Source organism: Erythrobacter sp. SCSIO 43205, assembly GCF_019904235.1.
Taxonomy (GTDB): domain Bacteria; phylum Pseudomonadota; class Alphaproteobacteria; order Sphingomonadales; family Sphingomonadaceae; genus Erythrobacter.
Window position 1 is genome coordinate 3266250 of record NZ_CP063202.1, and the last position, 26876, is coordinate 3293125.

Here is a 26876-nt window from a genome sequence, read left to right on the forward strand (position 1 = left end):
CAATCTTCTAAACCGCTTGTGGGACTGTGACAGTTTTTTGTCATCAGTGAAGAGTCGGAAATTTGAGATTTCCAGGGAGAACATCAATGTCGTCGATCAATCGCAAAACGCTGCTTCTGGGTTCGGTAGCCATTCCGATGTCCATGCTGGCAGCGCAGCCGGCAGTGGCGCAGGATAACACGGAAGCCGCCGAAGAGAGTGGTGGTCTGGGCGAGATCGTCGTTACCGCACGTAAAAGGGACGAGACGCTGACCAATGCCCCGGTGGCCGTTACAGCCATCGGTGGCGCAGAGCTTGAAAGTCAGGGTGTCACCGGTCTTGAGCAGCTTTCAGCGCGTGTTCCCGGCCTGCAAGTCGGTCGTGCAGCGCAGACCAGTAACGTATTTATTCGCGGTGTTGGCTCGGGCATCAACAAGGGCTTTGAGCAGTCGGTCGGTATGTATGTTGATGGCATTTACCAACCACGTAGCCGTCAGTTTACCCAGTCACTGTTTGACTTGCAGCAGGCTGAAGTTCTGCGCGGTCCGCAGGGGCTTTTGTTCGGTAAAAACACCGTTGCGGGTGCTGTTAAGGTCGAAACCACAAATCCGGAGATTGGCACCGACATTGAAGGTTTTGTCGGAGTTGCGTGGGAGCCGGAGTTTAATTCGCAGCGCTATACCGGAGCTGTTTCTGCAGGGTTGGGAGACTCGGCGGCCATTCGTCTCGCCGGACGTTACACATCAACTGATGGTTATGTGACCAGCAGTTTGTTTGATCGTGATGAGGCTGATCGTGAGGACATCCTCGCCCGTTTGACGCTGGTTGCGGAGCCCGCTTCCAACTTCAATATCGAGGCGAAGGTGTCCTACTCCGAAATGGACGGTGTGGGTAAAGAGGCGACTATCTTTGCCGTTGATCCCGCACTTCCTACGCCTAACACTCTGGCGCTGTCGGGTTTGGTCGACCCCGATTTTGCTCCTGCGACGGCTGGTCGCCGCTACATCAATTCCATCGGGAATCTGAGTATGGCTCCGGGCGGAGATCGAGAAGAGCTTGAATCGATCAGCGGGTCGTTGAAAATGGACTGGGAGCTTGGGCCGGTTACGCTAACTTCGGTTACAGGCCTCTCCAATTTCAAGTTCCTGCAGAATCATGATGTGGACTTCCTTCCTGTCGATTTCATCCAGAATCGCGATCAGGAAGAGTTGGATATGTTCAGTCAGGAGTTGCGTTTTGCGACCGACTTCGACGGACCGGTCAACTTCCTCGGAGGCGTCTACTACGAGAAGCAAGATCTGAATCTGAACGCGATTACGCTTTTCAATGGCGACTTTGGCGTATTGCCTGCCTCGATTCTTCCCGGGGGTTTGCTGCGTGCAGGTCAGTTCACGAATTTTGACCAGAATGCCGAGACGATTGCGGCATTCGGTGAGGCTTCGATTGATCTGTCGGATACGCTGACGCTTGAAGTTGGTTTCCGCTATTCGCACGATGAAAAAGATGTCCAGAAACGAGTGGCGATTGGTACAGGGGATACCAACAACTTTCAGATTCTGGTCCAGCCGGAAGACACTATCGGATCACCCGATCTTCCGACCTATGTTGGAGCAGCGGCTGCCGCCGGTGGAGCCGATGGTGCAAATGCTGCTGCGACCTTCGCCGGGCTTTTGGGCCGATTTGCACACATTCTGAACGATTCACGCTCGGAAGATCATCTTGATCCTTCGGTCAAGCTGCGCTGGAAATACAGCCCCTATGGGTCTGCATATATCTCCTATTCGGAAGGCTACAAATCAGGTGGCTACAACTTTGGTCCTGAATCAGCCGATGTGGCTGGCAATCCACTGCCCGGCCACGAGTTTGAGGATGAAGGTGTTCAGGCTTGGGAATTCGGCATCAAGCATGAGTTTGGCAATAGCGCACGGCTTGGCTTTATCGTGTTCCGGAGTGACTTTGAAAACCTTCAGGTAACGTCGTTCAATGGCACGGCCTTTGTGGTCGGCAACGCAGCGGAGCTGCGGGTGCAGGGCGTCGAGGTCGACGGACAGCTACTGATTACTGATGATCTGGAACTTGGCGGTGCGATTGCCTATCTCGACCATGAATTCCAATCCTTCCCGACAGCAGGTTGTTCGGTTCTTGAACTAAACCTGGCGACCTGTCCGAACTCAGGCGGTCCGGGTACCAAGGATCTGTCCGGTCAGCGTGGCTCCTTTGCACCGGAATGGAGCGGGAATGCCTATCTCGACTACACTCGTGATTTTGACAGTTTCACGCTGTCTTCGCGGGTCACAGTGAACTTCAAGGATGAAATGTTCCTGGATACTGACCTTGATCCCAACGCTTACCAGAGTGGTTACGCCAAGATCGACGCGCATATCGGGGTCGAATTTGACCGCTTTGAACTGCGCGTATTTGGCCGGAACCTGACCAACAAGGCTACCTACACTGCGAGCGTTGACGCACCGCTTAGCCCGGGCGTCTATGTCGGCTGGATCGAGGAGCCGCGTGTAATCGGTTTCGAAGGTAAAATTAACTTCTGAGCTTCTCCCTGAACCGTCTCCCATACTTGTTGTGGGGGGCGGTTCCAACGGGCAAAGCCGATGCGGATTGTCTACTGCTGGCAGCAGCGGAGAACCGCAAATGGAGGAATTCGCTATATGCAGTTCGCGGGAAAAGTAGCTGTTATCACTGGTGGCGCGTCTGGTCTGGGCGCTGCGGCTGCTCGCTATTTTGTCGAGCACGGGGCGAAGGTATCGCTGTTTGATCTCAATGAAGAGGCAGGCTCCGCGCTTGTCGGAGAGTTGGGGGCTGACAATGCGGTATTTCATGCAGTCGATGTGACTGATGAAGGACTAGTGACGCGTGCGGTGGATGCGACCGCAGCGCATTTCGGTGCCATCCACGTCAACGTAAACGCGGCCGGTATACCTGCGCCGACAAAAATTCTCGACCGCGAGGGCAATGCGGCGAACCTCGCCAAATTTGCCAAAGTTGTTAACGTGAACCTGATCGGTCTGTTCAACGTCATGAGCAAATGTGTGGCGGTGATGGCGCGCAATGAACCTGAAAATGGTGAAGAGCGCGGTGTTGTTGTCAATGTGTCATCGGGTGCGGCCTATGAAGGGCAGATCGGCCAATCGGGCTATTCAGCGTCCAAGGCAGGCGTGATTGGCCTCAACATTCCGGCCGCGCGCGAGTTGGGCGTGCTGGGGATTCGGGTCAATGCCATCGCACCGGGCCTCTTTGGCACTCCGCTGGTGATGGGGCTGGGTGAGAAAGTGGTTTCCTCTCTGGTTGAAACGATTGAGGCTCCCAGGAGAATGGGTGACATGCGCGAATTTGCGCATACATGCCGTTATATTGTTGAGAATGCGTATCTTAATGGAGAAACAATCCGGTTGGATGCTGCCACCCGGTTGAAAGCAAAATAGGGCTACCGATAACGGTCGCGCCCGATTTGAGAAGGGACAGGAATATGGGCTCGCAAGCAACTGCATCGGGTGATCAGGAACAGGTGCCAAACCCCTTCAACTACAGCCGGATCATGCAGGGTCTGGTCGAGTCATTCGGTGATCGCGAGGCGATTGTGAATATCGAGCGCAATCGTCGCCTGACATTCCGCGACTATCATGAACTGACCAACCGCTTCGCCCATGTTCTGCACGGCCCGCTGGGGCTGGGGGCGGGGGATCGCTATGTCTGCTTTCTCGATAATGATAATCTCTCGCTGTTTCACTGGGCGACTGCAGCCAAGGCGCTGCCTACTTGCTGCCATGGCAATTTTCGGGATAGTCTCGACACGCATTTGAGCCAAATCGAGACCGTCAAACCCAAAGCCGCGCTGATCGAGAATTCACTGATCGAAAGCCATGCTGGCCCGCTGGCCGAACTTGGCATTCAGGTCGTCTGCATGGATCCGCAGGAAAATGCCCGCGAAGGTGTGCTGGAAATGCCCGCATTGCTGGATGCAGCTTCGAGCGACAATCCCGATATCGAGATCGACAGACACTCGCATATCATTTTGATGCGTTTTACCGGGGGCACAACCGGCGACAGCAAATGCGCGCGCTATACCGCCGACAACATACTCGCCTGTAGTGAAAGCTATCAGGTGCTGCCGGGGTCGGATTTCTCCGAAGAAACGCGGACGCTTCATATCGCGCCGATCAGTCATGGCAGTGGCATGCTGGTCCAGCCGACCATGCTGCTCGGTGGTTGCACCGTGACGATGAACGAGCCCAGTCTCGAGCTATGGTGCCAATATGTGGAGCAGGAACGGATCACCCACGCGTTCGTCGTTCCCACATTGGCATATCGCCTTCTGGAAATGCCGGAGGCGGAGAAATTTGATCTCTCGACGCTAAAAACAGTGTTTTACGGTGCCGCCCCGATGAGCCCGTCCAAGGCGAAACAGCTTGTTGCCCGGTTTGGCCCGGTTTTCATACAAGCCTATGGTTCAACCGAACATCTCGCGGTTGCGCTCTATCTTGGCAAAGAAAAGCATGAGGGGGACGACAAGCGATTGGCATCAGCCGGACGACGTAACAATGGGATCGAACTGACCATTTGCGATGATGATGGCAATCCCGTCCCGCGAGGTGAAGTTGGCGAATTCTACATTCGGTCGCGCGGCACCTGTCAGGGCTATGAAGGCAATCCGGAAAAGACCGCCGAAGAATTCATCGACGGCTACTGGAAATCGGGTGATGTCGGCTATGTTGACGAGGCGGGCTATTGCTATCTGGTCGACCGCAAGAAGGACATGATCATCACTGGCGGCTTCAATGTCTATGCGACCGAAGTCGAAGCTGCGATCAATTCCTATCCCGGCGTTACCATGTCGGCAGTCGTCGGCATCCCGCATGAGGATTGGGGCGAAGCAATTCATGCCGAGGTCCTGCTTAACGGGCAGGAAGAAGTCGAAGAGCAGGCGCTTGTCGCCCATGTGAAAGAACAGATCGGATCGGTCAAAGCTCCGAAAACGGTTGCGTTCGTCGATGAACTTCCCACCAGCGTGGTCGGCAAGGTCATCCGCAAGGACGTGCGCGCGAAATACTGGAAGAGCCGAGACCGACAAATTGCATAGGTTCTGATGATAGGAGCATTCTGTTCGCCAGGTGAACTTTTCTGCGATTGCGCGTTTTCCTGTCGGGTCGAGGTCTGAATTTGGTCGCCTTTTTCATAGTAGAAGCCAGAAACCAGCGGGTCGTGTTTCCCAATCTCGACGCGAAGAGACAGTTCCTCTCCAACATTCCACGTGTCACGAATTCTACACTTGTAGATTTCGCCCCATAGTTCGATCTCGAGCTCATCGCCGATACCATCCCAATTTTTTTGGCAGCGGCGCGCAAAATAGTTTCGCCAATCTTATCGCGCTTCCTCCGGGACAACATGTCTACCGACGATTCCTTAATCAGCCCGAACATGCCGCTGTTGTTGAGGGTCAACTCAGGTACAGGCACCGAAGAAGCTGTGGTTGGTGGCGTTTCTACTATTAGCTAGGAAACAGTACGACTGCTTTTTTGCTCCTCATCTGTCAATTGCCGACAGTCCGCCATCGGCCCAGAAGCTGCCCATTGAGGTCTTTCGAATTATACGACTGGAATTGGGCCGGTTCCGGACTTGCCGGTTTGAACAAGAGCCACCGGGAAAGCGGCCTAAATGATATCAGCCCGCTCGACGTCGAGTAGAGATAGATGGCCCGCGAGTTGTCTCAAAGCGGCCTCAAGGGTTGTTCGTGGGGCCGTGCCGCCAAGCGAGACCCTCAGCGCTTGCGCGGCGACCTTGCCTACCGCGAACCTGTCGGATGGAATCGCTCCGACACCCGCGGCAGTAAGCTGCTGAGAGAGCATGGAAGCCGACGCTCCAGCTGGAAGCGAAAGCCAGAGATGGTAACCCTGAGGCTGGAGGCAGATTGAATGATCCTTCAGGATCTTGGCAGCAAGATCCGAACGCCATTCGGCTTCGCCCCGCACTGCCGACACCAAGCTGTCAAAGGCCCCCTCGCGCAACCACATTGCGACCATTGCCGCATTGAGCGGAGGTGGCATCACAGCGGTGTCATGCACCTCCGCCGTTAGCCGCAGTGCATCTGCCACGGTGGGCGCGCTGATGAAGGCAATCCGCAGAGCAGGTGAGATGATTTTGGACGTACTGAGGATGTGCCACGATTGCTGCGGAACAAGGCTGGAAATCGCCTGCAGCGGACTCTTTGGCAGAAGGCCATAGGCATCGTCCTCGATGATCTGCAGCTTGTATCGCTGAGCGACCTCAGCAATTCTCCGACGTTCCGAAAGCGGGATGGTGGTTGCCGTGGGATTGTCGTTGGTAGGAACGACATAGAGCGCCGCAATATCATTCTGCCGACAGGCAAGCTCCAGTGTATCGGCATTCATGGCCTGCAAGGGAACCAGTTCGACCCCCAGACGCAAAGCAATTGCGCGAAAGCCGGGGTAGACGAACTCTCCGCAGGCGACCCTGGCACCAGGAGCAAGTACCGCCCGCGATACGGCGAGCAGCGCATTCTGGCCGCCAGCCGCCGTGACTACCTGATCCATAGCCGGTTTCAGCCCGACCCGCGCCGCAAGGTCGGTTCCAGCCCGGATGATTGCCTGATCATTGCCAGCGGATTGATATTGGAGCAATGAGCCCGCGTTCTGGCCAAGAGCCAAATCGAAAGCTCTTTTCATCTCTTTCTGGAGAATCCCGTCCGATGGGACAGGCGGCGTATTCAATCCGGTATCCACTTGCGCGGCTGCGTAGATCGAATGCGTGGCCGTCTCCCGCACGAAGCTCCCGGCTTTCCCCCGACCATCGATCAACCCACGCTGACGAGCGATGTTATAGGCACGGGTAACGGTGGTCAGATCAAAGCCTAGAGTTTGCGCCAGTTCGCGCTGTGGAGGCAATCGCGCGCCAGGCTTCAGCTCGCCAGTCCCGATAGAATTCGTCAGTGATTCCGCGAGCGCAAGATACTTGGGGCCAGCTTTTCCGCTCAGATCAGGAACCCAGTTTGTCATTTCTGGAATCATCCTCCCGCTCGTGCATTTCCGCCCACAGTTTCTCTGTGCCGGCTTCGACAGCCTTGTTGACGAACTGCGAGGCCACAAGCCACCCCTTGATTGGACGCAACGGCAAAACGCAGCCAATCCCTAACAAGGGGAGGCCGATCACGAAAAGCACCAGAGTCGGGAGTTCGAGCGAGACCTGTAGCCAAACGATCACGGCAAGCAATGGGGGGGCGACGAAGCAGAGGGAAAAAAAGGCTGGCCCGTCGTCAGGAGATGCGAACCGATAGTCGAGACCACATTGCTCGCATTTGTCGGTGACCTTGAGCCACGAGCGAAACATGTCGCCTTTCCCGCAGCGAGGACACAACCCTTTCCAACCCGCTTCGAAAATCCACGCTCGTTTGGTTCGCTCGGAAATCTTCACCACCATATTCCCTACATAAAATGTATTGATCCATACATACATAGCAACAAGATAGGCGAAAAGCTAATTTTTTGAGCTTTATGATTTCCCGTGAACCATACAAAATCTCCAAGGGGAGCGCGAGCTAGCCGTGACCGTTACCCTATGGGTCGCTCGGATCAATTTCCGGCATAAGATCGTGCCAGAAATTACCCAAATGGGTCGCCACAACGGTGACTGGCAATCGGCAGTCGTATCCAGCTATGTGGATCCCGGACAGCTGAGACCGGGGCGCGAAACTCCCTTCGCACTGAGCCGTGCGAATAACCGCTTTTGGGATCTCCCGGATAGTTTCGGAACGACGAGATTTGGGGCGCGAAGCAGACTTTCCCCCTTATGTCCGTCTTTGCGTTGCATTCCCGATCGAATCGTCAGGCACCTCTCGGGATGCTGCTGGCCGATTGACGAAGGAGCACGACATCTAAAAGGAAGGCACTCGGCTAAAGCCGGGATCTTTTCAGGTCTGTTCCGCTTGCTCAATTTAGCATGCACTCGAGCAAATCGCCGATTTGCTGCGCCGCTTCAAGCAAATGACCGTCATCGAAATGAGCATAGCGCGCGGTCGTCTGCACATTAGCATGACCGAGCAACCGTCCGATCATCGGCAAGGTTTCCTTGTTCATCGCTGCATGGCTAGCAAAGGTATGGCGCAAGTCGTGGATGCGAACGTCGGGTAGCCCTGCTTCGTCTCTGAGCCTGCGCCAGAAGCCATTCACGCATCGAAGCGGTTTGCGGTAGCGGTAGTTCCAGAATGGATATGGGATCCTCTCGAAGCGCGGAAGCGCGGCGATCACCTCGCGCGCTGCCGAGCCAAGCCAAACCGTTCGCGGCCCGGTTTTGCTATCGCGCAAGTGCAGCCGGTTGCCCTTGATGTCGGTCCATTCGAGCGTGAGGATTTCGCTCTTGCGACAACCAGTCAGCAACAGGAGCGTGATCGCTGCACCCGAACATTGCTTGGTGCGATCCTCTGATGCGCGCAGATTTGTCAGCTCGGCACCCAGACGGGCCAGTTCATCATTGGTAAGGAAGCGCTCGCACTGGCGCTTGCGGTTGGGCCGGACGGAGCGGCACGGATTGGTGTTCTCGAGCCGGTAGCCCCAGTCCTCTGCCTTGTTCAGCATATGCTTGAGGATTTCGAACGTACGGTTCGATGCTCCCGGTCCAGTCAGATTGTTGAGGTCCGCGAACCAGCTCGTGACATGGCCCTCGTTGAGTTCGTCGATGTAGACGCCGACAAAGGCATCATCGAGATAGCGGCGGCGGTAGCCGGTGTGCGTTTCCAGGGTCGATGCTTTCCAACGTGGCGCCCAGCGATCCCAATATTCGGTCACGAAATCGGCGAAGCTCGGCGCGGACCGGATGCGCTGGCGTTCGGTCGCCGGATCGCGACCGACCTGTGCATATGCGATGACGCGGCGCGCGACCATTTGGGCCTGATAGCGAGTTAGGACCGATGTAGGCCCGATTGTGACCGTGCGCATTCGGCCTGCCATGCGCGTCTGGACGATGTAGACGTTGCGGCCACTCGGATAGTGGCGAATGCCAAAACCGTGCTCGACACCAAGCCAGGTCGTGGTGCGCGCCTTGCCTTTGGGAACGAGCTTGAAGTTGACCGTTGCCCCGACCTCGGCAAGCGCCTCTTCGACGATCTTCTTGAGACTGGCGGCGGTCATGGCCTGAGGCCAATAGCTTGCGCCAGCGAGCCGGAAATCCGCTCGGCGGCTTCGCCGATCACATCATCGGACAGATGCGCATATTTGGCGGTCGTCTCAACCAGCTTGTGGCCCAGCAGCTTGCCGATGGTCGATAGCGGCACGTTTTCCATAATCGCTGTTGAAGCAAAGCTGTGGCGCAAATCATGGATACGAACGTCGGGCAATGCGCAGCGCCGCCGGAAAACGAACCACCACTGATCGAAGTTCACCGGACGCTTGCCGGTCTTGTTCGGGAATACCAGCTCGCTATCTTCGCGCCGCTCGATCACCGCAAGTACGTCCTGCGCCTGCGAATTGAGCCAGATCACCTTGGGACCGGTCTTGCTGTCTGGCAGCAGCAGTCGCGGTGGCTTCACCCACTCCCAGCGCAGATTCTTGATCTCGCCCACGCGCGCGCCGGTGAACAAGAGCAGGCGAGCGATTGCGACCTCTGCCGGTCGGTCTGCCTCAGCCTCTCGCAATGCCGCTCCGATCCGGCGATACTCGGCTGGCGTCAAATAGCGTTCGACGCTTTGCCGCTTGTAGCGCGGCATTCCTCGACAGGGGTTCGAACCTGGCCGACGCATCTTGAGCGCCTCGGCATATTTGAGCAGCGCGGACAGCACGGGCACGGCGCGGTTGAACTTCACCTCGCTCTCTCCCGCGCATCCATCGCGCCAGCGGTGGATGTCTGCTGGAAGGATGTCCGCCACGCGCGTGTCGCCAAACGTAGGCTTGATATCGAGCCGCCACGCATCCCAATTTCGTTTGGTGGTCGAGGGCTTCCAGACGCGGGATAGATCATCCCAATAAGCCTCGACGAAATCGGTCATCGTTGGGGTGGCCTTCACCACTGCGCGCTTGGGCAATCCGTCGAGCGCGGTTTCTGCAAGAATGCGGCGAGCCTGCGCCCTTGCCAGTCCCGCCTCAAGCTCGTCGGTCCGGCCAAGGGTGATGCGCCGATGCTTGCCGCGATGCCGCAAGCGAACGAACCAGAAGTAGTTCCCGCTCGGCCTTACGCGAAGACCGAAGCCTGCCAGCTCGGTGTCCCAGATGCAGTATTCGCGTTCGCGCTGCGGCAGTTTGCGGCGGGCAAAATTGCCATCGAGAAGCGCTCTACGGGCAGACCTTCGACGTTTGGGGACCATATGGCATTCGCCCTCATGCAAACTGCCCCCAGAACCCTTGGAATTACTGTCATTTGCGGGGACCGGGCGGCATTCAACAGCACCCTCTCTGCCGAGCACTTTGAGCGTTTCGCGCACTGATTTTATTGCACTTTTTCCCAAAACATAGCAGTGCTACTGCGTACGGTGTGCCTGTCAAGTTCCAATGTGCGCGGGTGGGGTCCAGCTGATAGCCCGGACCGTTCTCTGAAATGCAATTGGTCCTGCATTCCCTACCGCGCGTGAGCAATGGCCTTTTGGAATCTGAGCCGGAGATCAGGGCCAACTCGTTTGAACCCGAGCAGATGTGCAGCAGACCGAATGAGTTCATCGTCTGACCCACCTGCATTATCCTCTCGCGCGATAGAGATTGCACCGGCAATCTCAATTAGAGAGATGTTTTCAGCCTTAAGCACTGATCCGCTCTCGGTCGACCGATCTCGGATTGGAGGGTTCATTTTCTGGTCTTTCGTGAACCAGAAGTCGTCACTGTCTCGAAGAGTACTAGACGTTTGTCGGGCTCCACGTAGTGCCCGGAGTGTTAGCCCTAAAATCCGAGAGCCCGCTCTTTCCTTCCCAAATGCCTCGGCAACCCTTCGCGCAACTTCTTGCTGGTGGATTGGCCCCTCTGCGGCGACAATCTTCTGCACGAGTTCGGCAATGACACTTATGTGAACCTCGTGCGGTTCGTGCCTTTGTGTAACTCGGACGTCTGCTCTTTCGTATGCAGGCATCTTCCGGGTCTCAAACTCTGGCACTTCGATCTCGATCGGTGATGATGATTGCTCAGGAGACACAGTGATCTGGTTCGATCCAGAAATCTCAACCCCGCTACAACTAGCATCGCGAGCCACTTCAAGCGCGGTTTGCAATCGACGAATCTCTGCCTCGCGATTGTAAAACCAGTCAGTGCTCCAGATTCGATGGAACCGCCAACCTAAGTGCTCCAAGACTCCCTGCCTAAGGCGATCTCGTTCCCTAGCCCAAAGAGCCGAGTGATATGTCGCACCATCGCATTCAACCGCAAGAATGTATGTCCCTGGTCGTTCTGGGTCACGGACTCCAAGGTCGATCCTAAAGCCAGCGGAACCGACTTGGCCGTCAACTAGAAAGCCGAACGACCGGATCGCTTCGGCTACATCCTCTTCGAATGGAGAGTCTGCGTCATCGCCCGTCGGTTCAGCATCCAAGAAGGTGCCCGCTTTTGCGTATTCAAGAAAACGCTTGAGTACCTTTGGACCCTCACGGCTGGTCCGGCTCAAGTCCATCGCCCCTGGTTCAAACGAAGCAAAAACTTCGCAACGAAGCCGGGCGCGCGTGAAGAGAACATTCAACCGACGTTCGCCTCCTTCCGCGTTGACTGGGCCGAAGGACATCGAGGTAAGAGGACCCCGAGGTACAACGGGGCCGTAGCCTACACTTATCAGGATTACGTCGCGCTCATCGCCTTGTACGTTCTCGATGTTTTTGACGAAGAAATCCTCAGACTTCCCCTCCCGGAGGAATTCGTCCAATCCCCTATTCCGTCGTCGTTCCAGCTCCAAAAGCTCGGTCAGCAGGTTTCGCTGCGCTGACGAGAAGGTGACAACACCCAATGATAGCTTGGGCGTTGAGCGCGCGTGTTCACAAATTCGCTCAACAATCGCTTCGCCTTCGATGCGATTGTCTCTTTTCCCACCGCGGTCGTAGGCTCCATCCACTCGCGTAAAACAAAGCCCGTAGTCGGGATTATCCTGCAATGGCGAAGGCGGGAGGATCAATCCGCTCTCGTAGAATTCTCTATTCGATACTTTGATCAGAGATGGATCTCGCGAACGATAATGCCATTCCAACATCCTGGAACCGAGCCCACGAGCCTCACACAACGTGAGAACGCTTTCGAGTTCGCCAAGTGTTGCCGCCCCGCCGAGCAAATCATCTTCAGTTTCGTCGTCATCGTCGCTGCCATCTTCTGCGTCACCTAGAAGGCGGTCGAAGAATGATGTTGGCGGAAGCTGCTTCTGATCACCGACCACCACGATCTGCCTGGCACGCGCGATCGCTCCAAGCGCGTCCTCTGGACGGACCTGACTAGCTTCGTCAATGACGAGGAGGTCGAAGTCATGTAAGCCTGGTTCAAGAAATTGAGCGACCGAGATCGGGCTCATTAGCAGAACCGGCTTTATCCGCCTCAGAGCAGTGGGCGCTGATGAAAAGAGCCGCCGTAATGCGATATGTGCACGACGTTTCCCAAGTTCGCCACGAATTACTCTCATCTCTCCTTGAGCGCCACGCGGAACCTGATCGAGGTGCTGAGCGCGGATAGCCGCTACGTTGGCTTCGAATTGTCCTTTTTCGAGATTTTGGAAATCATCGACTAGCTTGTGACGATCCAGATCACGCAGCTCGACGAGTGCCGGTTCTTCATTGATGGCTCGGTTCCAAAGGCATTCCGCTCGAGCAAAATCAAATTCGGTTACTGCGTCTGCACCTAAAAGATCTTGAGATTCGATCCGTGCGCTAAGAGCCGCAAGCCCTGCTTCATCCAGTTTCTCAATGAGGCTGCGATAGAGTGCCCAGTCTTTGTAAAAGGGCAACGCATCCGTTATCGCTCCCAGCCGGTCGCAGAGTCTGTTCGCACGCATCTCGTAGAGGCCGTTTTCCCCCAAAGCCTCGGGGGGCAACTCAACTACCGCTAGAGCACCTTCGACGGCTGCTTGAGCGGCACTATATCTCTGCTTTAGTCGTTCCCGGCTCTCCCTCAGGTCTGCAATATTCGTCGCAGCAGAAATCGCTTTCAGCGTGGGTATGTCGATCGGCCCGGCTCGCAGATGATCAGCCCATCGTGCCGCCTGAGATAGCTCCGAGAACTTCGTCCGAGATCCACGCCAGGCTTCTCCTAAAGCTTCGGCACAGTAGTCTTTGTCCTCATTCCAACGAGAATAGCGAGATTGCACGTCAAGTAGCTCGTCCAAGAGTTGGAGACGGTCCGTAGCTTTGGAGGGAAGCTTCTCTTGAAGGAGGCCACCCAGCTCTCTCGAAGCAGAGCGATAGGAAGAACCCAACCGAGCGAAGAACGAACTCTCACCTGCTGCTATCGGCCCGCGGAGATGCGCAATTGGCGTAGAAAATGCTGACTCAACGAATATCGGCTGCAGGGCGTTCTTTCGCTCTTCCCATTCTTCACCTTCCGTTAGGGTCTCCAGCAGGCGAGATCGATCATCCGCTTCAATGAGCAGTGCCAGGCTTTCTGGAGAGATATCCGGCAGATTCTCGAGCCGGTCCACCATATCGAGCAGCGGATCGACACTTGCGAATGCGCTAGGAGTCTCCAGTCCCAAAGCATGCGTAAGGGTCGCGAATGCTTCGTCGAACTCACGAACCCTTTCGATAGAGTCCGCGATTTTCTGCTCAAAGCGGTTGAGCTCAACTGGCTGCAAATTGAGGTTCTGAATTCCCTTTAGCGGATGTCCGCTTGGCTCGCCGAGAACTGCGATCAATTCACTAAGTTTCACCAAGGAAGCCCGGAGGTCGTTTTCTTCTTCCTTGGTCATTGTTGCGAGGGCGCTGACCTCCAGAGAAGGGGGCTTAGAACCACTGCCAATGAGGGCGGACTGACGAGACAGCGCTTCAAATGGCGTCCTGCCAGTATCTCCGATCGGCCTGTGTAGGGCTTCAGCGAAGTGATTCAATCGGTCCCGTGCCTCTTTCAGCTTATCAGGCGGGCCAGGCATGTCGGGCGTGGCTCCTGCCGCACTCAATGTCCTTCCTAACTCGGCAAGCACAGCCTTTTTGTTCGATGCTTTAGAGTGAAGTTCCAAGCAGATGTCGGAAAGACCAGTCTTTACCAATCGATCATGCACAACAGACAATGCGGCCATTTTCTCAGCAACGAAGAGTACGGTCTTCCCCTCGCGCGCAGCCGTCGCAATTATGTTGGTGATCGTTTGCGACTTGCCAGTGCCAGGGGGGCCTTGAACGACAAGATTTCGACCCTTTCGAACTTCCTCGATGACTTTGGCTTGAGAGCTATCCGCGTCAACGACGTGAAATATCTCTTGAGGGGGTAAGGCCTCGTCGAGTTGCACATCCTCAGAGAATATTGGCTCTTCGCTCTCGAAGCCTTCGTGGAGCAATCCATTTACCAGGCCGTGCTTCTCCAGTGCCCCGTCTGGCCATCTTTCCGGATCCAGATCGAGGTACATAAGAAGCTTCGCGAAAGAGAAGAAACCGAGCTGCATCCCATCTCGGTCAATCGCCCAACGTTCTCGTTCAGAAATTGCTTCTTCGACGCGGTCAAAATATTTCGACGGGAGCCACCCGTCATCAATTTCGATCTCTGGAAGCTCAAGACCGAAGTCATCTTTCAGACGCCGGGCTAGAGGCAAGTTGGTGACAATATCATCACCTCTGGCAAGAATGTCGTAGGTGGATGTTCTCTCATTGCGTTTGAGCTCAACCGGCAGAAGCACCAACGGCGCCTCTCGCTGGACCGCCGACGATTTGTCCTCGAACCAGGTCAAGAACCCCATCGCGAGGTAGAGGATGTTGGTGCCTTGCTCTTCCTCTGCAGTCCTCGCCTCGCGGGCAAGCCGCAGCAAACGCTTCTGCAAAGCGTCCGGTCCTAGCTTAACTTCCAGCTGATTGTCGCCGTAGCGGCTTTCATCGAATCCGTCTTCATCCGCGTCAAAGAAGCGGATCTGTTCGCTGTCATCTCCCTTGTCTTTTCCGATCGCCAAGAAGCGCATCTTCTTGTCCGATGAAAGGTGCGAGTAAACGTCGTCGGACCGCTCGTTGACGATATTGAGCACGTTGGCGCGCGCATTCTTCCGATTGACGTGGACAAGCCGGTTGCGCGTACCAGTTTCGACCAATCGCTTGCGAGTATCATCGAACAGCTTTCGAAGCGCAGGATCGATGATCGCCGGCTGGTCGGCGTCCGCAATCAGTTCGCCGTCTTCGAACTCCTCGGATCCTTCGCAGTCATTCTCCGCAACAGGCTCGTCAGCTTCGCGGCTTTCGTTTTCGAGGACTGCGATCCGCTGCTCGATTGCAACGCGCAAGTCACGCGCAGCCTGCGTATTGCGATGCATGAGTTCGCTGCGGACGAGCATAAGTTCTGCAGCGGAGTGCTGGTTGCGTTGCACGCGGTCTTGTAGTTCGCCAATGCTTTCCTGGAAGAGGGGCCGCGTCATAAGGCAACCCCCAGGCTGCCATCTCTACAATCAAGAGGTCGGGGGAGAAAAGTTGCCTTAGTCATCGCGATGCCAACCCGCATGGCCGTCACAAAACTCACACCCCGAATAGTGGCTAAACTCAAGATCCCCTGCCCCAATTTGCATTTCATTACACCATTCGCATTCTGCGATGCCTTCCTCATGAGAAAGACATTCAAGGCAAATAAACCAGTCTCCGTGCTGAACAACAGTGCCAAAATCCATACAGAAAGCGCAGCTCATCTGCCGGTAATCTTCTTGCCGCACGAATTCAGTGCTTAGAACTGCATCTAGTTCTTCCCCGCTAACCTCGTGCCCACAGTTTGAGCATGTGCGATCGGAGCCGTGATCAGCTTCAATACAAATCTTTTCGCCACATTTCGTTGGACACGCCATTTCCAAGTAGCCGCGACTAAGGAGGCAAACACGGTAAGTGACATCTCTCAACACATCTGTTTGCTCGATCAGTTCAGCCGCTTCAAAGCCGCAACCCGAGCATTCCGAGAAGACCGTACCGTTGGCCTTATCTGCTTCGATCTGCTCCTGAAGCTGATCGAACTTGACCCGTAGGAACTCCCGGTTTCTCTGCATCCTCCAATCCACACGGGTCACTATTTCATCGTAATCTTGGAATTGATCAGTCCACTGCCTCAGCAAAGAGCGCAGATGGAACCAGCAGAGGCATTGTTCTCGGACAACTTCCTGCACCGTCTGAGGGTCTGCGCCATCAGCACCGGCCTCGTGGAAGAAATGAATCATTCGATTTCGATGAGCGGCGAGCCTAGAGAATTGCTCTTCCGCTTCATTGGAGATGTTTTGGCCGCAAACCTTCTTGAGGCGTCGCACCGCCTCACGCGGCGAAACTGTGCGGCTAATACCGTCCAAAAAACGAATGAGGTCCGCTTCGGAAGACTTTTCGACGACGAGCGACCAATGCTCGCTCATCAGCCGGGCTTTGAAGAGCAGCTCTACAGCCGTCGCGAAGTGGATCACCGAGTATTTCGGATGATCTTCGATCTCTCCGACGGAGCGCTCCAGAAAGTCAAAGGCGCTTTGCGCAATATGCTCCGCCGCTTGCTCAATGCGCTCACGACTCATTCGCTGCCCTTTCCTGATTGAGCCGGAACAGGCGTGCTAGAATTTCGTCGTCCGTCAGCGTGCCAGCGCGAAAGTCGTCGCCCCAGCCATAGGCGTCGGCAACCGCTTCATCGAGGGCGCGGTGCGCGTGATCGAGCCAAGCTGGGCGGGTGTTGTAGAGGTTGGTGAGGGTGCGATTCTTTAGTTCCTTCGCGGCGGCGTCGTCTTTTGGCAGGATGCGGTCCGGATAGCCTTCGACCACCTCGGGCACGCGCTCGACCAGATCTGGCGGATTGAGCCAATTCTCGCGTAATTCGTTGAGCCTGGCCGCGGCTCCCGCAATCGCCTGCGCGCGCGGGTCATCGGCATAGTCGGCAGCGGGGATGTCGGGCGTGAGGCCTTCAGGGAAGGGGAAGGTCTCGAAAGTTGTAGACGGTGTGTATCGAGGGTCATTGCCTTTGCCGAGGAACGTACCCAAGCGCAGCGACCAAATTTCATGAAAGCAACTATGCAAGATGCCGAATGTGGTGTCATCGTCGCGGGCCACTGCGTTGGTCGCATCACTCGGTCTTATGTTCACGTTCTGCCAAGTGAATAGCCGATATTTCGATACCCTTGGAGTGACTATCATTCTCTCTAAGGGGCTCAGCGCACTTCTCAAGTTCGAGCCGCTCCTCCCAAACTGCCACCACTTTTCGCGGCGCTGCTTATCTCTAACCGTCAGGCGATAGGGCTTTACCTCACGCAATGCGTGCTCGAAAGGCGCTTCGAATTGGGAGGCCGCCGCCTCAGTATCGAATCCGAAGAAATCGATCACCCATACATCGTTAGGTCGTCTCACTAGATCTAGGCCACCGATGTATGGGCGAAGGACGGTAGAGTTTGGCAATCCATTGACGTTGAGAGGCGGGTCAACCATCGCCTCGCCGTTTCTCCACCAATGTCCAGGTTTCCGTACTTTCTGAAGCCTTCAAAGCAGACGGCACTGTTCGCATCCAGCTGCGAAGCTTTGGTCAAATCCACATTGTTGATTGTTGGTGTCAGATCAGAGCCAATCTTTCCGACCGGTTCACCATTCAGGTGAGCTCGAATGCCCTTGTCCAGTCCGAATGCAATCAGAGAAACACGAACCGCTGCCCCATCAACGGTCCATTCTTCATCACTCCACGCCTCAAATATCCCTCCGTCCTCCACGATGGGTTTGAGCACTTCGCGATTTGCGCCACCGCGAATGGAGTTCGTGGAGACAAGACCAGCGATCTCCAGTTCTCCGGCCAGAAGTCGGTCCCATGCCCCGGCAAACCAGAAACAGACAAGATCGGCTCCTCCGGGAACTTGCGGCCATGCTTTTCGCAATGAAGTAGAATATACTTCGCCCAGTTCCTCCAGCATTTTTGACGAACCAAGAAAAGGCGGGTTGCCAACAACCACATTCGCCGTAGGCCACGCTGCCCTCTGCGGCTTTCCTTCCTCGTCGAGCAGCGGATTGCCATCTTCATCTGTGACCAGCACCGCATCGCGGTTCTCGATATTGCCCAGCGGCTTCAGGATCGGGTTCTTCGCTGCTTCAAAGCCGTTCCTGCGCATCCACTGAATTTCGCCAATCCAGACAGAGACGCGCGCTAGCTCTGCTGCATACGTGTTGAGCTCGATACCAAGCACATTCTCCGGCCCACTATTGGGGAATTGCGCTGCGAGGCTCGGGGAAAGGGCCTCCGCCTCAAGGTTGGTGAGATGCTCAATGTCCTTGAGCGCAAGCAGCGACAAATAGAGAAAGTTGCCGGAACCGCATGCAGGGTCGAGAACCCGGAATTTGCGCAAACGCTCATGCCACGCAGCTTGCAGCCTCTTCGCTTCATTCTCGGCCTTTGTTCGTGCGCCGCCTTTGGCCCTCTCAGCCTTCGCGATAACCTCTTCAATCTTGCCGCGAACCTCCGCCCATTCATCCATCAGAGGACGGATGATGACCGGCTCGACGATCTGCATGATCTTTTCGCGATCGGTATAGTGTGCACCGAGCTGGCTGCGCTTGCTTGGGTCGAGACCGCGCTCGAAAAGCGTGCCAAGGATGGAGGGGGCAATTTCCGACCAGTCGAGTTCCGCCGCAGCAAGGAGATTGTCGATATCGCCACGCTCTAGCGGGAAAGCGCTGTCATCATCGAACAACCCACCGTTGAACCATTCGATCGGCGTAAAATCGAGGTCTCCCCCTTTGTGCATGGCAGCGAAGAGCTTGCTGGCATTCAGCTCAAATCGCTCAGGGGCTTTGATGCTGGCCTTCAGCATCTTGGTGAACATGTGATCGGGCAGCAATCGAACGTCTTCGGCAAACATGCAGAACACGAGCCGATTGACGAAATGCGCGACGGCGTGCGCCTCGTGACCGCGTTCGCGCAACCTCTGGGCAAGTTGCGAAAATTCCTCCGCTGCCTCTTCGGTCAACATCTGCCGCGTTTTGGCAGGCTTCAACCGTTCCGGATCGAGGAAGCAGTTGCGAAGGAGATCACGCGTGCCCCCATCGAGCAAGTCATCTAGCGCGAATTCGTGCACCTCCTGCACGGTGTTCGTCCAGTTCGTGTGGATACGGAACCTGTCCATGTCGCTAACGATCAGTAGCGGCGGGTTGTCCAGCGCGATGGCGTATTGCTGAAGCTGGGCGAAGGCGCGGTCGAGGTCCTTCTTCTTGCCCTTGTATTCCCAGGCGAAGCATTCTTTGCGCCAGACATCGGCCCAGCCCTCGCCACCACCGGTCTTTGATGCGCCCTTTTCGAAGGTGAACCACTCGCCCTTGGGGTCGGCGGATATCGGGTCTTCGATGTCGAGCAGGCGGCAAATATCGTTGAAGTGCGACTGGGAAGCAGTTCGCTCTTTGAGATCAACGGCGCGCCATTTCTGGATGAATTCTACAGGGGTCATGGGTGGTGGTTACTCCGCAGCCTCCAGCTCTTCTTCTGCGTAGTAATCCTCTTCTTCATGATCCGATGGCACCTCAGCTTCCTTCAGCGCCTCCTTACCCATCGCGGCTTCAATCAATACCAAAAGTTTCTGACGCCGGTCGTCCATGAAGTCTGCGAATTCGTCCGACATTAGGTAGGTTTCATCAATCTCATGACTGGCAAGGATCGTCGTAAGGCGATCCGGATCGATCGGAGGGTTACTCTCATTTCCCTTCGTCAAGCGGGCCAAATACAAAGAGGGGGCCACGCCACCGAGCATGCGGTTAGTGCCAGAAGCTATCGGGGTCTTGTTGACAATGCTGTTGTAGATTTCCGGCCCGATGCCCCTACCCTTGCACCAAGCTTGCGGGAAGATGTGATGGATATCCACGTTCTCGTCAAAGAAAACCGCCTGATCGTAAGGCTGTCCGGATTTGAAGTCCTGCGCCCCTGATTTCATCAAAAGCGCGTGCACGCCTTTGTATGCGGCTGAAAGCCGCGACCGAAGGGTCCGGAGCCGCCGTTCCTCAAAGCTGGCGCGTTGCACAGTTTGTGGCTCCGCTCCTCCACTGAGCCACGGTTTGAAGTCTCGGATATCGAGTGCAAAGCGGCTCTCGGTGGCAGATCCATAGAGCTCGCCAAACACCCCACTCCAATACCATCGCGCCAGCTTTTGCCGGACGGAGTCATTCTCCCAAGTATTGCCGAGATCAGCCAAGATTGCAGCGAGGGGGACCAACTGTGTTTGATAGGGCAGATCCCTGGCTTTGAATATCTTAAGAGAGTGGAGAAACTTAGCGGCAGCGATGTAGCCATCCTCAACCATCGGAGCGTATTTTTGGTACGCCGCGAGTGGCACTTGCAACAAGCTATTGCGGGTCGCACTGATGGCAGGCGGATCTTTGCCGTCTGCGGTAGCAGCCTCTCGAACTTCCTTCGTGTGAAGGAGCGAAATTGCCTGCAGAAATTCGACGGGCTCGATCTTCTCAAGCACCGGTTGGGCGGACACCAGGCGCTTTCTTCGTTCCTTCCAGTCGTCTCGAAGGTGAAACTCTTCTGCAGCGTACATTGCCGTGACGAGCTCAAAGGCATCGAGCGGCTTCCCTCCGGTGTTTACCTTCTCGAATACCAGGCAAACGGCCGCCCTGCTGGTGTCCTTACCTAATTTGATGACAGGAACTTGGTATTGGTCAAAGTTTCTGACCACACCCTGCATGAAGGCATTGATCAACTCTAGGTGCTTCCCTCTCTCTGGCATTTGCTCGAACGTCCAAGCCGTTGCTGCTTGCTGCCAGATGTGTGCCTCAAACATTCGGTCGATCGGGAAATGGAGGTGCTCGAATTCCTTCTCTGCGGTCGAAAGATCGAGCTTGATATCTCGTCCGAAGTTTTCGCGAATGACGCGATCCTCTGGAACCGAAACAATCGCCTCACTCCTGGCCACCTCGTCGTCCAAGGCGGCGCGAATGTCGAAATAGAAATGCAACTTGATTGGGCGCTTCTTAACGGTCTGGGTCGCGACCGGCACCGTGGAGTATGTCGATTGGTACAGCGAAGTCATCCGCTGCTGCCCGTCCAAAAGATAAGCCTCAATGTCCTTTGAAGGCGCAGGCGCTCCCTCAACGGGCCGGACAGCGAATGACACCTCACCGCTTGCATCGAGGGTCATCAAAGCGCCAACTGGAAAGCCTTCGGAAATCGAAGCTAGCAAATCCGTAATGCGATCCTGGTCCCAAACCCATCCACGCTGAAAATCAGGAAGCTGAAGCTTGCCCTCATGGCAATCGCGCATGAGGTCGCTCAGCTTGTAAGGATTCGTCTGAAATGAAGTCGTCAAGATTGCCCCCTGCGCAGTATTCGCGGGAGCAATTGACTTTACAGCCGCTTATTTAGCAAGAGTGTAATTGAACAATTCTCGCGCTGGCACGCAATTGCAAGACAGACTGGAGCAGGCGGAGCGAGCCATCGCTCTACAGCAAATCCTCTAACCAACACACCTTTTCTCTCAGCATGCGGCAGGTTCGAAAGTTGCCTTACCGATAAAGCTGTCCGACAAAAGGAAGCACCTTCGCCCCCGCCTTAAGCTCTTCCAGATAGTCGCTCCACCATTGGGCCATCTGGACGCGCTCGTCCCAGTAATTGCCGCGATTGTAGATGCCCCGGATCGCGTTGCTGTCGCCATGGGCAAGCGCCCTCTCAATCGCGTCCGGATGCCACTTGCCGCTCTCGTTGAGGAAGGTCGAAGCGGTCGAGCGGAAGCCGTGTGCGGTCACCACATCGGGGCCGTAGCCCATCCGGCGCATTGCCTGGTTGATCGAGTTGTCGCTCATGTACTTCAGGTGCGATTGCTGTGCAGGAAACATCTTCTCGAAGCCGCCTGTGTGGCAATGCAGCTCGCGCAGCAGGAGCATCACCTGATCCGACAAGGGTACCGCGTGAAGCCGTCGTAGCTTGGTGCGCTCCGCAGGGATGTTCCAGATCCTTTGGCCCCAATCAATCTCCGACCATTGCCCCATTCGCATTTCGCCGGGTCGCGTCATGATGTGGGGCAGTATCTGCATGGCAATGCGGACCAAGGGCGTGCCTGTGAACTGGTCAATGTCGCGGAGCAACTGGCCGAACTTGTCGGGGTCCAGGATGGCCGCGCGATGGGTCACGATAGGTGTCGCCAAGGCGTCGCCTAGGTGGGCCGCTGGGTCGCTCTTGCAGAGCGAACAGGCGATCCCGTGCCGGAACACCCTGCTGGCCAGCGCGCGAGTTCTATTGGCGCTCTCACGGTGCCCTCTGCGTTCGATCTTCTTGAGGCTCTCGAGCACCTCGACCGGCTCGATGTCATTGATTGGACGCCGCCCGATGTCGGGCTCAAGTAGCGAGACATACCAGCGCGCTTTGCGGATGGTTGATTCTGCCTTCCCGCTGTCCACCATGCGCACTTTGATGAAGTCCTCGGCAACGCTCTTGAAGCTGTTCCCGGCATTCATGCGTGCAAGACGCTTCTTCCGCTTGCGCTCAAGTGTTGGATCGATTCCGTCGAGAACCTTGAGCCGCGCCACGTCCCTCCGCTTGCGCGCATCGGCGAGGGAGATGTCCGGCCATGCTCCCAGGGCCATCCGCTTTTCCCTTCCGGCTATGCGAAACTTGTATCGCCAGAGCTTCGAGCCGTTCGGAAACACCTCCAAATAGAGGCCTTTTGAGTCGGTTTTCCGAAATGACACGTTTTTGGGGCGTAACCTACGGATTTCTTGCGCTAAAATCGGCATTTGGGGGCATGACCTTTCTGGTTGGCTTTATGCCCCCTTTCATGCCCCCAAATGGTGATAGATGTGGGGGCATGACGCGGGACAAAGCGGGAACACCAGAAAGTAAGAAATACCCCAAAAACCGCTGAAAATCAACGGTTTCGGGACGATTTTGGAAGAAGCTCTGGTGCCGCTTACGTGACTCGAACACGTGACCCCATCATTACGAATGATGTGCTCTACCAACTGAGCTAAAGCGGCGCAGTCTCGCTTTTTGCGAGAGGGTGGAGGCCCGAGCCGGAATCGAACCGGCGTACACGGATTTGCAATCCGCTGCGTCACCACTCCGCCATCGGGCCGAGCCGCCCAAAATCAGGCGGATGCGGCGCACTAGCGATTCGTGCGGGTATTGGCAATCCACTGCGTCGCCTTTCGCGCAAATCAATTAGAAAAATCTGTACGGCTGAATCGCAAGTTTTTCTGAACGAGCGCACGCTTGCGCTCCGGCAGCCTTACGCAACGTCAATCTGGACCAAGCGCGCAGCACAAGGCAATAGAGCAGTCATGACAATTGCAAGCCTTCTTGAACCGATCACCGGAAATCCCGGCTCCATCCGCTTGGGCGATGCGCAAGAATGGATGCAAGGGCGCACACTTTACGGCGGCGCGTCGGCACTCGTCGCGTTCACAATGGCCAGGCGCGCGTTTCGCGATCTCCCTACCCTAAGGGCGGCGCAAATTGGTTTCGTCGCCCCGGTAGGAGAAGAGGTAACATTGACCGCCGAAATCCTTCGGCAAGGGCGTAATGTAACCCAGGTCCGTAGCGAAATTCACGGTGAAAAAGGCCTCGCCCTTACCGCCTTGTGGCTTTTCGCTGACGAACGCGAACCCAATGGCACGCACGAGGCAAAACCTCCCGAAGATTGGCCCGGTTTACCGGATGACAATCCGCCCGCTATGGCGGGTAAGGGCCCATCATTTATACAAAACAACTTTGAACTGCGTTATGGCCAAACCAAAGGCGAGGATCATGGCGCGACCGTCAGGCGCTGGGCGCGATTAACCGAAGAACACGCGCTTGATCCAGTGAGCAAGCTTGTCTTGATGGGAGACGTGATGCCTCCGGGGGCTATGCGGGCAATGCAGCGATTGGGGCCGATCAGCTCAATCAATTGGTCGTTCAACGTGCTCGACCCGCAAACGCAATCTGCAGGCGGATGGTATCTGGCAGAAAACGCCAGCCAGCACTTGGACAAGGGCTATTCTTCAGAGCGTTTGCGGATGTACGATATTGAAGGCCGTCAAGTGCTCGACGGCCTCCAGTCGGTTGCAATTTTCGGATAATGCGGCCGGGTTAGGCAACTTCAACGTCGTCAAACACTCCAGCGCGTTTTTGCATTGACGACATGACCGCCTCAATCTGGTTTTTAGTGCGGCTGATTTTGTCTTGTTCGACGCTTTCCATCATCAAGATGTCATCCGTCGAATTGTCGTGCATAGCAGCGTGGAGGCGCTTGGATGCACGGATCGCATCAGGGTTCTTGCCAGCGATTACCTCGGCCATCTCCATCGCTTTGGCCAATGGCTCGTCCTCAACGTAGGTTGCAAAGCCGAGCGATTGCGCCTCAGCACCTGAGAACTCGCGATTGGTATAGACAAGCTCGCGCAGCACATCATCACGCACAAGACCACGCCAAAGTGCATAGCCGGCCATATCGGGGACAAGCCCCCATTTCATCTCCATCACCGCCATGCGAGTTTCGGGGTGAACGATACGGATGTCAGCGCCGCTCGCGATCTGAAGACCGCCGCCGAAACATACGCCGTGGACCGCCGCGATGACGGGTACACCAAGGCGGCGCCATTGATAGGCCACTTCCTGATACTTGTTCGTATTGCCATGGGTGCGTGTCTCAAGGCTGCGACTGGTATCGCCTGAGGGATTGGTGAAATTGCTAAGGTCGATACCAGCACAAAAGGCGCGTCCATCACCTGAGAGGACAACAACCCTCACTCCTTTGGTGGCGTTAAGGCTTTGAGCTGCTTCGATCATTGCATCGAACATCGCCGGGTCAAGCGCGTTCATCTTGTCTGTACGAACAAACCGAACGTGCGCAACGCCGTTCTCAGAAAGCTCAATTACGACGCGATCATTGCTTGAAAGAATCTTGGCTGATGTGGTTTCAGCTTCTGGCATTCTCGTCTCTCCGTGAGGGTCATTTCTATCGAGAATGGTTTGGAGCAAGCGAGAGAAGCTGTCCAGTAATCAGTTTTGAAGCGCCACCCTTTCGTAGGTGAAGCCAGTTTGCTCGGGCCTAGGTCGAGCTTTCATATTCAGGATCGCCTGAATGAGCCAGATCAATCTCGCTTGGAGCCACGCTCAAATAATATCCGCCATCGGGGTGTGTCGCTACGATCCCGGAGAGACCAAGCGGCTCAAGCTTGCTGCGAATACGCGCGATATGGACCGCGACACTGTTGGTTTCCGGCTCGTAGTCAATACGCCAAACGTCAAACAGAAGCTGTCGCTTGGTCACACGCTGGCCCGGCTCTTCGGCAAGCCGCCAAAGCACCTCGAATTCTCGCGGGTGGAAGGCAAGCCAGCGATCATCCACGCGTCCGTCGCGATGGAAAAGGTCGAGCGTGACCTCTCCTGCATGACGGAAACGCGGAATCATTGTCCCGTTATCGGGAAAATACCGGTTGGCGACTTTCATATTCATGGATTGCCCCTGCACGCATTGAATAGACTGCACCTTGTGTAAAAATAAGATGGTCAAGCAGCTCAATATCGAGCGCCGATGCCACCTGCTCTAATCGCCGGGTCGAGACGATGTCAGATCGGCTCGGCCGGCACAGACCAGACGGATGGTTGTGAGCCACCACAATACCATGTGCGCGCAAACTGAGAGCCTTGGTAAAAAGCTCCCTCATGCGCAGAGACAAACAGTTTGCCCCCCCTGATCCCATAGGCGCATCGCCAAGATGCGATCGCCTTTCATCCACGAAAACAACGTGGAACCGCTCGGTTTCGAAGGGCCGCGTGATCACCATAGCCCTCAGAAAATCAATCGTAAAACTGTTGCTTGACGCCTTTACGCCCGTGCTGAAGGCAGATGCTCCCGGAGGCGGGCGTAGCCGCGAAGTGATGACCCGCTCAATCATTTGAGATCGTCTCGCCACGTGGGCTCTGGAGCTTGGTGCAAACTGAGCTCACCGGGCAAATCTCGTGTTTTCGCAGCGAGAAAAGCAGAGCCTCGGCCCACTCTCCAATCGCGATATTCACCGAACCTGCGTTTTCGAACAACGTGCCGCCCAAGCCCAAGCGCCAATAGCAACAGTTGAAGCCAGCCGGGCACTGCGACCATCGTCACATAAGCGACTGGAGAGATAGCCTCAACCAGCCCGCGCGCGAGGTGCGCTGTCATTGCAAGCACCTGCATTGCTGCGATCAATAAGGTGTAATTTCGATTGGCGTAAAGGGCGATTGCGATCCAGCAAATGAGCGCCGCGCTATCAGCGACCGCAGAGAAGGCATCAACCTCATCAACGCTAATGTAGGTGCCTGTCAGGGAACGATAAATATTATGCGCGACTTCAAAAAGAACGAGCCACACCAGCGCAACCGCCCTCTCTGGTCCAGCGCCCCAAACCAGTGCTGCAATACAAACAGCCCAGGCAAGGATGTCCTGAATATAGGCGCGTGAATCAGAGAGAAGCAGGTCGGTCATAGAAGCGCCAGTCTATGCGTTCTCACGCTCTAATGGCTGGGCATCGGCAGGCGCATTGTCGGCTTCAAGGATTTCGGTGGGAACCCCTTCGTCCGGACCAAGTGTTGTACGTGCCACCTTGCTCAGTTCATCGTGGACCCGAAGCAGGCTGGTCGACATACTCATTGCCTGTGATTCAGCTTGAGTGAGACGCATCAAAGCGCGCTGGCCGGTGTCGACATTTACATTCGGGTTCTGGCGCGCAGCAAGCATGGCTTGCTTCAGGCGTGCAAAAGCAATCATTGATTCGTCAGCAAGAGCTTCAGCCTCTCGAACCAGTTTTTTAAGATTGTGTGCGTCAGCGAGGATGCGATCCGTCATTTTTAGGTCTCCACGCTTCG

19 protein-coding genes and 2 tRNA genes are annotated in these 26876 nt (G+C 55.8%); 4 read left to right on the plus strand and 17 right to left on the minus strand.

Annotated features, from left to right (window positions below; translation table 11 throughout):
• Positions 1-86 precede the first annotated feature (86 nt).
• The 3 genes from INR77_RS15295 to INR77_RS15305 all read left to right on the plus strand — a co-directional run bounded on the left by INR77_RS15295 (position 87) and on the right by INR77_RS15305 (position 5071).
• Complete coding sequence (locus tag INR77_RS15295; protein WP_152434305.1) at positions 87-2525, plus strand: TonB-dependent receptor; 2439 nt, start codon at positions 87-89, stop codon at positions 2523-2525.
• A 117-nt stretch (positions 2526-2642) separates the two neighbouring features.
• Positions 2643-3416 (plus strand): SDR family NAD(P)-dependent oxidoreductase, encoded by a 774-nt coding sequence (locus INR77_RS15300; RefSeq protein WP_152434304.1) that lies wholly within the window; start codon positions 2643-2645, stop codon positions 3414-3416.
• A gap of 44 nt (positions 3417-3460) precedes the next feature.
• Positions 3461-5071 (plus strand): class I adenylate-forming enzyme family protein, encoded by a 1611-nt coding sequence (locus INR77_RS15305; protein ID WP_199799323.1) that lies wholly within the window; start codon positions 3461-3463, stop codon positions 5069-5071.
• A 571-nt stretch (positions 5072-5642) separates the two neighbouring features.
• On the opposite strand, the gene INR77_RS15310 is transcribed toward INR77_RS15305, so the two are convergent.
• The 12 genes from INR77_RS15310 to INR77_RS15365 all read right to left on the minus strand — a co-directional run bounded on the left by INR77_RS15310 (position 5643) and on the right by INR77_RS15365 (position 23124).
• On the minus strand, positions 5643-7004 hold the full coding sequence (locus INR77_RS15310; protein ID WP_173214033.1) for a PLP-dependent aminotransferase family protein: 1362 nt from the start codon (positions 7002-7004) through the stop codon (positions 5643-5645).
• Entirely contained in the window at positions 6985-7425 is a 441-nt protein-coding gene (locus tag INR77_RS15315; protein WP_173216233.1) for a DUF983 domain-containing protein, read from the minus strand. The genes INR77_RS15310 and INR77_RS15315 overlap by 20 nt, the downstream gene beginning before the upstream one ends.
• A 509-nt stretch (positions 7426-7934) precedes the next feature.
• Entirely contained in the window at positions 7935-9131 is a 1197-nt protein-coding gene (locus INR77_RS15320; protein ID WP_011413787.1) for a tyrosine-type recombinase/integrase, read from the minus strand.
• Positions 9128-10300 carry a site-specific integrase gene (locus tag INR77_RS15325; protein WP_011413786.1) on the minus strand — a complete coding sequence of 391 codons (1173 nt, stop codon included), beginning with the start codon at positions 10298-10300 and terminating at the stop codon, positions 9128-9130. Before INR77_RS15325 ends, INR77_RS15320 begins: the two co-directional genes overlap by 4 nt.
• 251 nt (positions 10301-10551) lie before the next feature.
• Positions 10552-15492, minus strand: coding sequence for a DUF3320 domain-containing protein (locus INR77_RS15330; RefSeq protein WP_255573824.1), 4941 nt, complete (start codon positions 15490-15492; stop codon positions 10552-10554).
• 57 nt (positions 15493-15549) lie between these two features.
• Positions 15550-16611, minus strand: a complete 1062-nt coding sequence (locus INR77_RS15335; RefSeq protein WP_223071850.1) for a hypothetical protein — start codon at positions 16609-16611, stop codon at positions 15550-15552.
• A complete protein-coding gene (locus tag INR77_RS15340; RefSeq protein WP_223071851.1) occupies positions 16601-17407 on the minus strand; it encodes a hypothetical protein in 807 nt (268 codons plus the stop codon). The genes INR77_RS15335 and INR77_RS15340 overlap by 11 nt, the downstream gene beginning before the upstream one ends.
• Positions 17408-17436: 29 nt before the next feature.
• Positions 17437-19506, minus strand: a complete 2070-nt coding sequence (locus INR77_RS15345) for a DNA methyltransferase (RefSeq protein WP_223071852.1) — start codon at positions 19504-19506, stop codon at positions 17437-17439.
• Positions 19507-19515: 9 nt separating this feature from the next.
• Positions 19516-21363 (minus strand): DUF262 domain-containing protein, encoded by a 1848-nt coding sequence (locus tag INR77_RS15350; protein ID WP_223071853.1) that lies wholly within the window; start codon positions 21361-21363, stop codon positions 19516-19518.
• 196 nt (positions 21364-21559) lie between these two features.
• Complete coding sequence (locus tag INR77_RS15355) at positions 21560-22786, minus strand: integrase arm-type DNA-binding domain-containing protein (protein WP_223071854.1); 1227 nt, start codon at positions 22784-22786, stop codon at positions 21560-21562.
• Positions 22787-22950: 164 nt separating this feature from the next.
• Positions 22951-23026: transfer RNA gene (locus tag INR77_RS15360), tRNA-Thr, on the minus strand.
• Between the two features lie 24 nt (positions 23027-23050).
• Positions 23051-23124 (minus strand) — tRNA-Cys (locus INR77_RS15365).
• A gap of 205 nt (positions 23125-23329) precedes the next feature.
• On the opposite strand from INR77_RS15365, the gene INR77_RS15370 reads away from it, so the two are divergent.
• On the plus strand, positions 23330-24109 hold the full coding sequence (locus tag INR77_RS15370) for an acyl-CoA thioesterase II (protein WP_223071855.1): 780 nt from the start codon (positions 23330-23332) through the stop codon (positions 24107-24109).
• Positions 24110-24119: 10 nt separating this feature from the next.
• Here the strand turns inward: INR77_RS15370 and INR77_RS15375 are convergent, their stop codons facing one another.
• The 5 genes from INR77_RS15375 to INR77_RS15395 all read right to left on the minus strand — a co-directional run bounded on the left by INR77_RS15375 (position 24120) and on the right by INR77_RS15395 (position 26856).
• On the minus strand, positions 24120-24962 hold the full coding sequence (locus INR77_RS15375; protein ID WP_223071856.1) for a crotonase/enoyl-CoA hydratase family protein: 843 nt from the start codon (positions 24960-24962) through the stop codon (positions 24120-24122).
• A 118-nt stretch (positions 24963-25080) separates the two neighbouring features.
• Positions 25081-25488 carry a winged helix-turn-helix domain-containing protein gene (locus INR77_RS15380; RefSeq protein ID WP_255573825.1) on the minus strand — a complete coding sequence of 136 codons (408 nt, stop codon included), beginning with the start codon at positions 25486-25488 and terminating at the stop codon, positions 25081-25083.
• On the minus strand, positions 25451-25930 hold the full coding sequence (locus tag INR77_RS15385; RefSeq protein ID WP_223071857.1) for a JAB domain-containing protein: 480 nt from the start codon (positions 25928-25930) through the stop codon (positions 25451-25453). Before INR77_RS15385 ends, INR77_RS15380 begins: the two co-directional genes overlap by 38 nt.
• Complete coding sequence (locus INR77_RS15390; protein WP_223071858.1) at positions 25927-26496, minus strand: hypothetical protein; 570 nt, start codon at positions 26494-26496, stop codon at positions 25927-25929. The genes INR77_RS15385 and INR77_RS15390 overlap by 4 nt, the downstream gene beginning before the upstream one ends.
• Before the next feature lie 12 nt (positions 26497-26508).
• The gene (locus tag INR77_RS15395; protein WP_223071859.1) at positions 26509-26856 is read right to left on the minus strand and encodes a hypothetical protein; all 348 of its coding nucleotides are present in this window, start codon (positions 26854-26856) and stop codon (positions 26509-26511) included.
• Positions 26857-26876: the final 20 nt, after the last annotated feature.

Excerpts from the sequence above, each read along its gene's own strand:
- INR77_RS15295 (WP_152434305.1), top strand. The coding sequence starts at position 87 with ATGTCGTCGATCAATCGCAAAACGCTGCTTCTGGGTTCGGTAGCCATT.
- INR77_RS15320 (WP_011413787.1), bottom strand. The coding sequence starts at position 9,131 with ATGACCGCCGCCAGTCTCAAGAAGATCGTCGAAGAGGCGCTTGCCGAG.
- INR77_RS15395 (WP_223071859.1), bottom strand. The coding sequence starts at position 26,856 with ATGACGGATCGCATCCTCGCTGACGCACACAATCTTAAAAAACTGGTT.
- INR77_RS15310 (WP_173214033.1), bottom strand. The coding sequence starts at position 7,004 with ATGACAAACTGGGTTCCTGATCTGAGCGGAAAAGCTGGCCCCAAGTAT.
- INR77_RS15300 (WP_152434304.1), top strand. The coding sequence starts at position 2,643 with ATGCAGTTCGCGGGAAAAGTAGCTGTTATCACTGGTGGCGCGTCTGGT.
- INR77_RS15315 (WP_173216233.1), bottom strand. The coding sequence starts at position 7,425 with ATGGTGGTGAAGATTTCCGAGCGAACCAAACGAGCGTGGATTTTCGAA.
- INR77_RS15375 (WP_223071856.1), bottom strand. The coding sequence starts at position 24,962 with ATGCCAGAAGCTGAAACCACATCAGCCAAGATTCTTTCAAGCAATGAT.
- INR77_RS15380 (WP_255573825.1), bottom strand. The coding sequence starts at position 25,488 with ATGAATATGAAAGTCGCCAACCGGTATTTTCCCGATAACGGGACAATG.
- INR77_RS15330 (WP_255573824.1), bottom strand. The coding sequence starts at position 15,492 with ATGACGCGGCCCCTCTTCCAGGAAAGCATTGGCGAACTACAAGACCGC.
- INR77_RS15345 (WP_223071852.1), bottom strand. The coding sequence starts at position 19,506 with ATGACCCCTGTAGAATTCATCCAGAAATGGCGCGCCGTTGATCTCAAA.
- INR77_RS15390 (WP_223071858.1), bottom strand. The coding sequence starts at position 26,496 with ATGACCGACCTGCTTCTCTCTGATTCACGCGCCTATATTCAGGACATC.
- INR77_RS15385 (WP_223071857.1), bottom strand. The coding sequence starts at position 25,930 with ATGATTGAGCGGGTCATCACTTCGCGGCTACGCCCGCCTCCGGGAGCA.
- INR77_RS15325 (WP_011413786.1), bottom strand. The coding sequence starts at position 10,300 with ATGGTCCCCAAACGTCGAAGGTCTGCCCGTAGAGCGCTTCTCGATGGC.
- INR77_RS15335 (WP_223071850.1), bottom strand. The coding sequence starts at position 16,611 with ATGAGTCGTGAGCGCATTGAGCAAGCGGCGGAGCATATTGCGCAAAGC.
- INR77_RS15355 (WP_223071854.1), bottom strand. The coding sequence starts at position 22,786 with ATGCCGATTTTAGCGCAAGAAATCCGTAGGTTACGCCCCAAAAACGTG.
- INR77_RS15305 (WP_199799323.1), top strand. The coding sequence starts at position 3,461 with ATGGGCTCGCAAGCAACTGCATCGGGTGATCAGGAACAGGTGCCAAAC.
- INR77_RS15370 (WP_223071855.1), top strand. The coding sequence starts at position 23,330 with ATGACAATTGCAAGCCTTCTTGAACCGATCACCGGAAATCCCGGCTCC.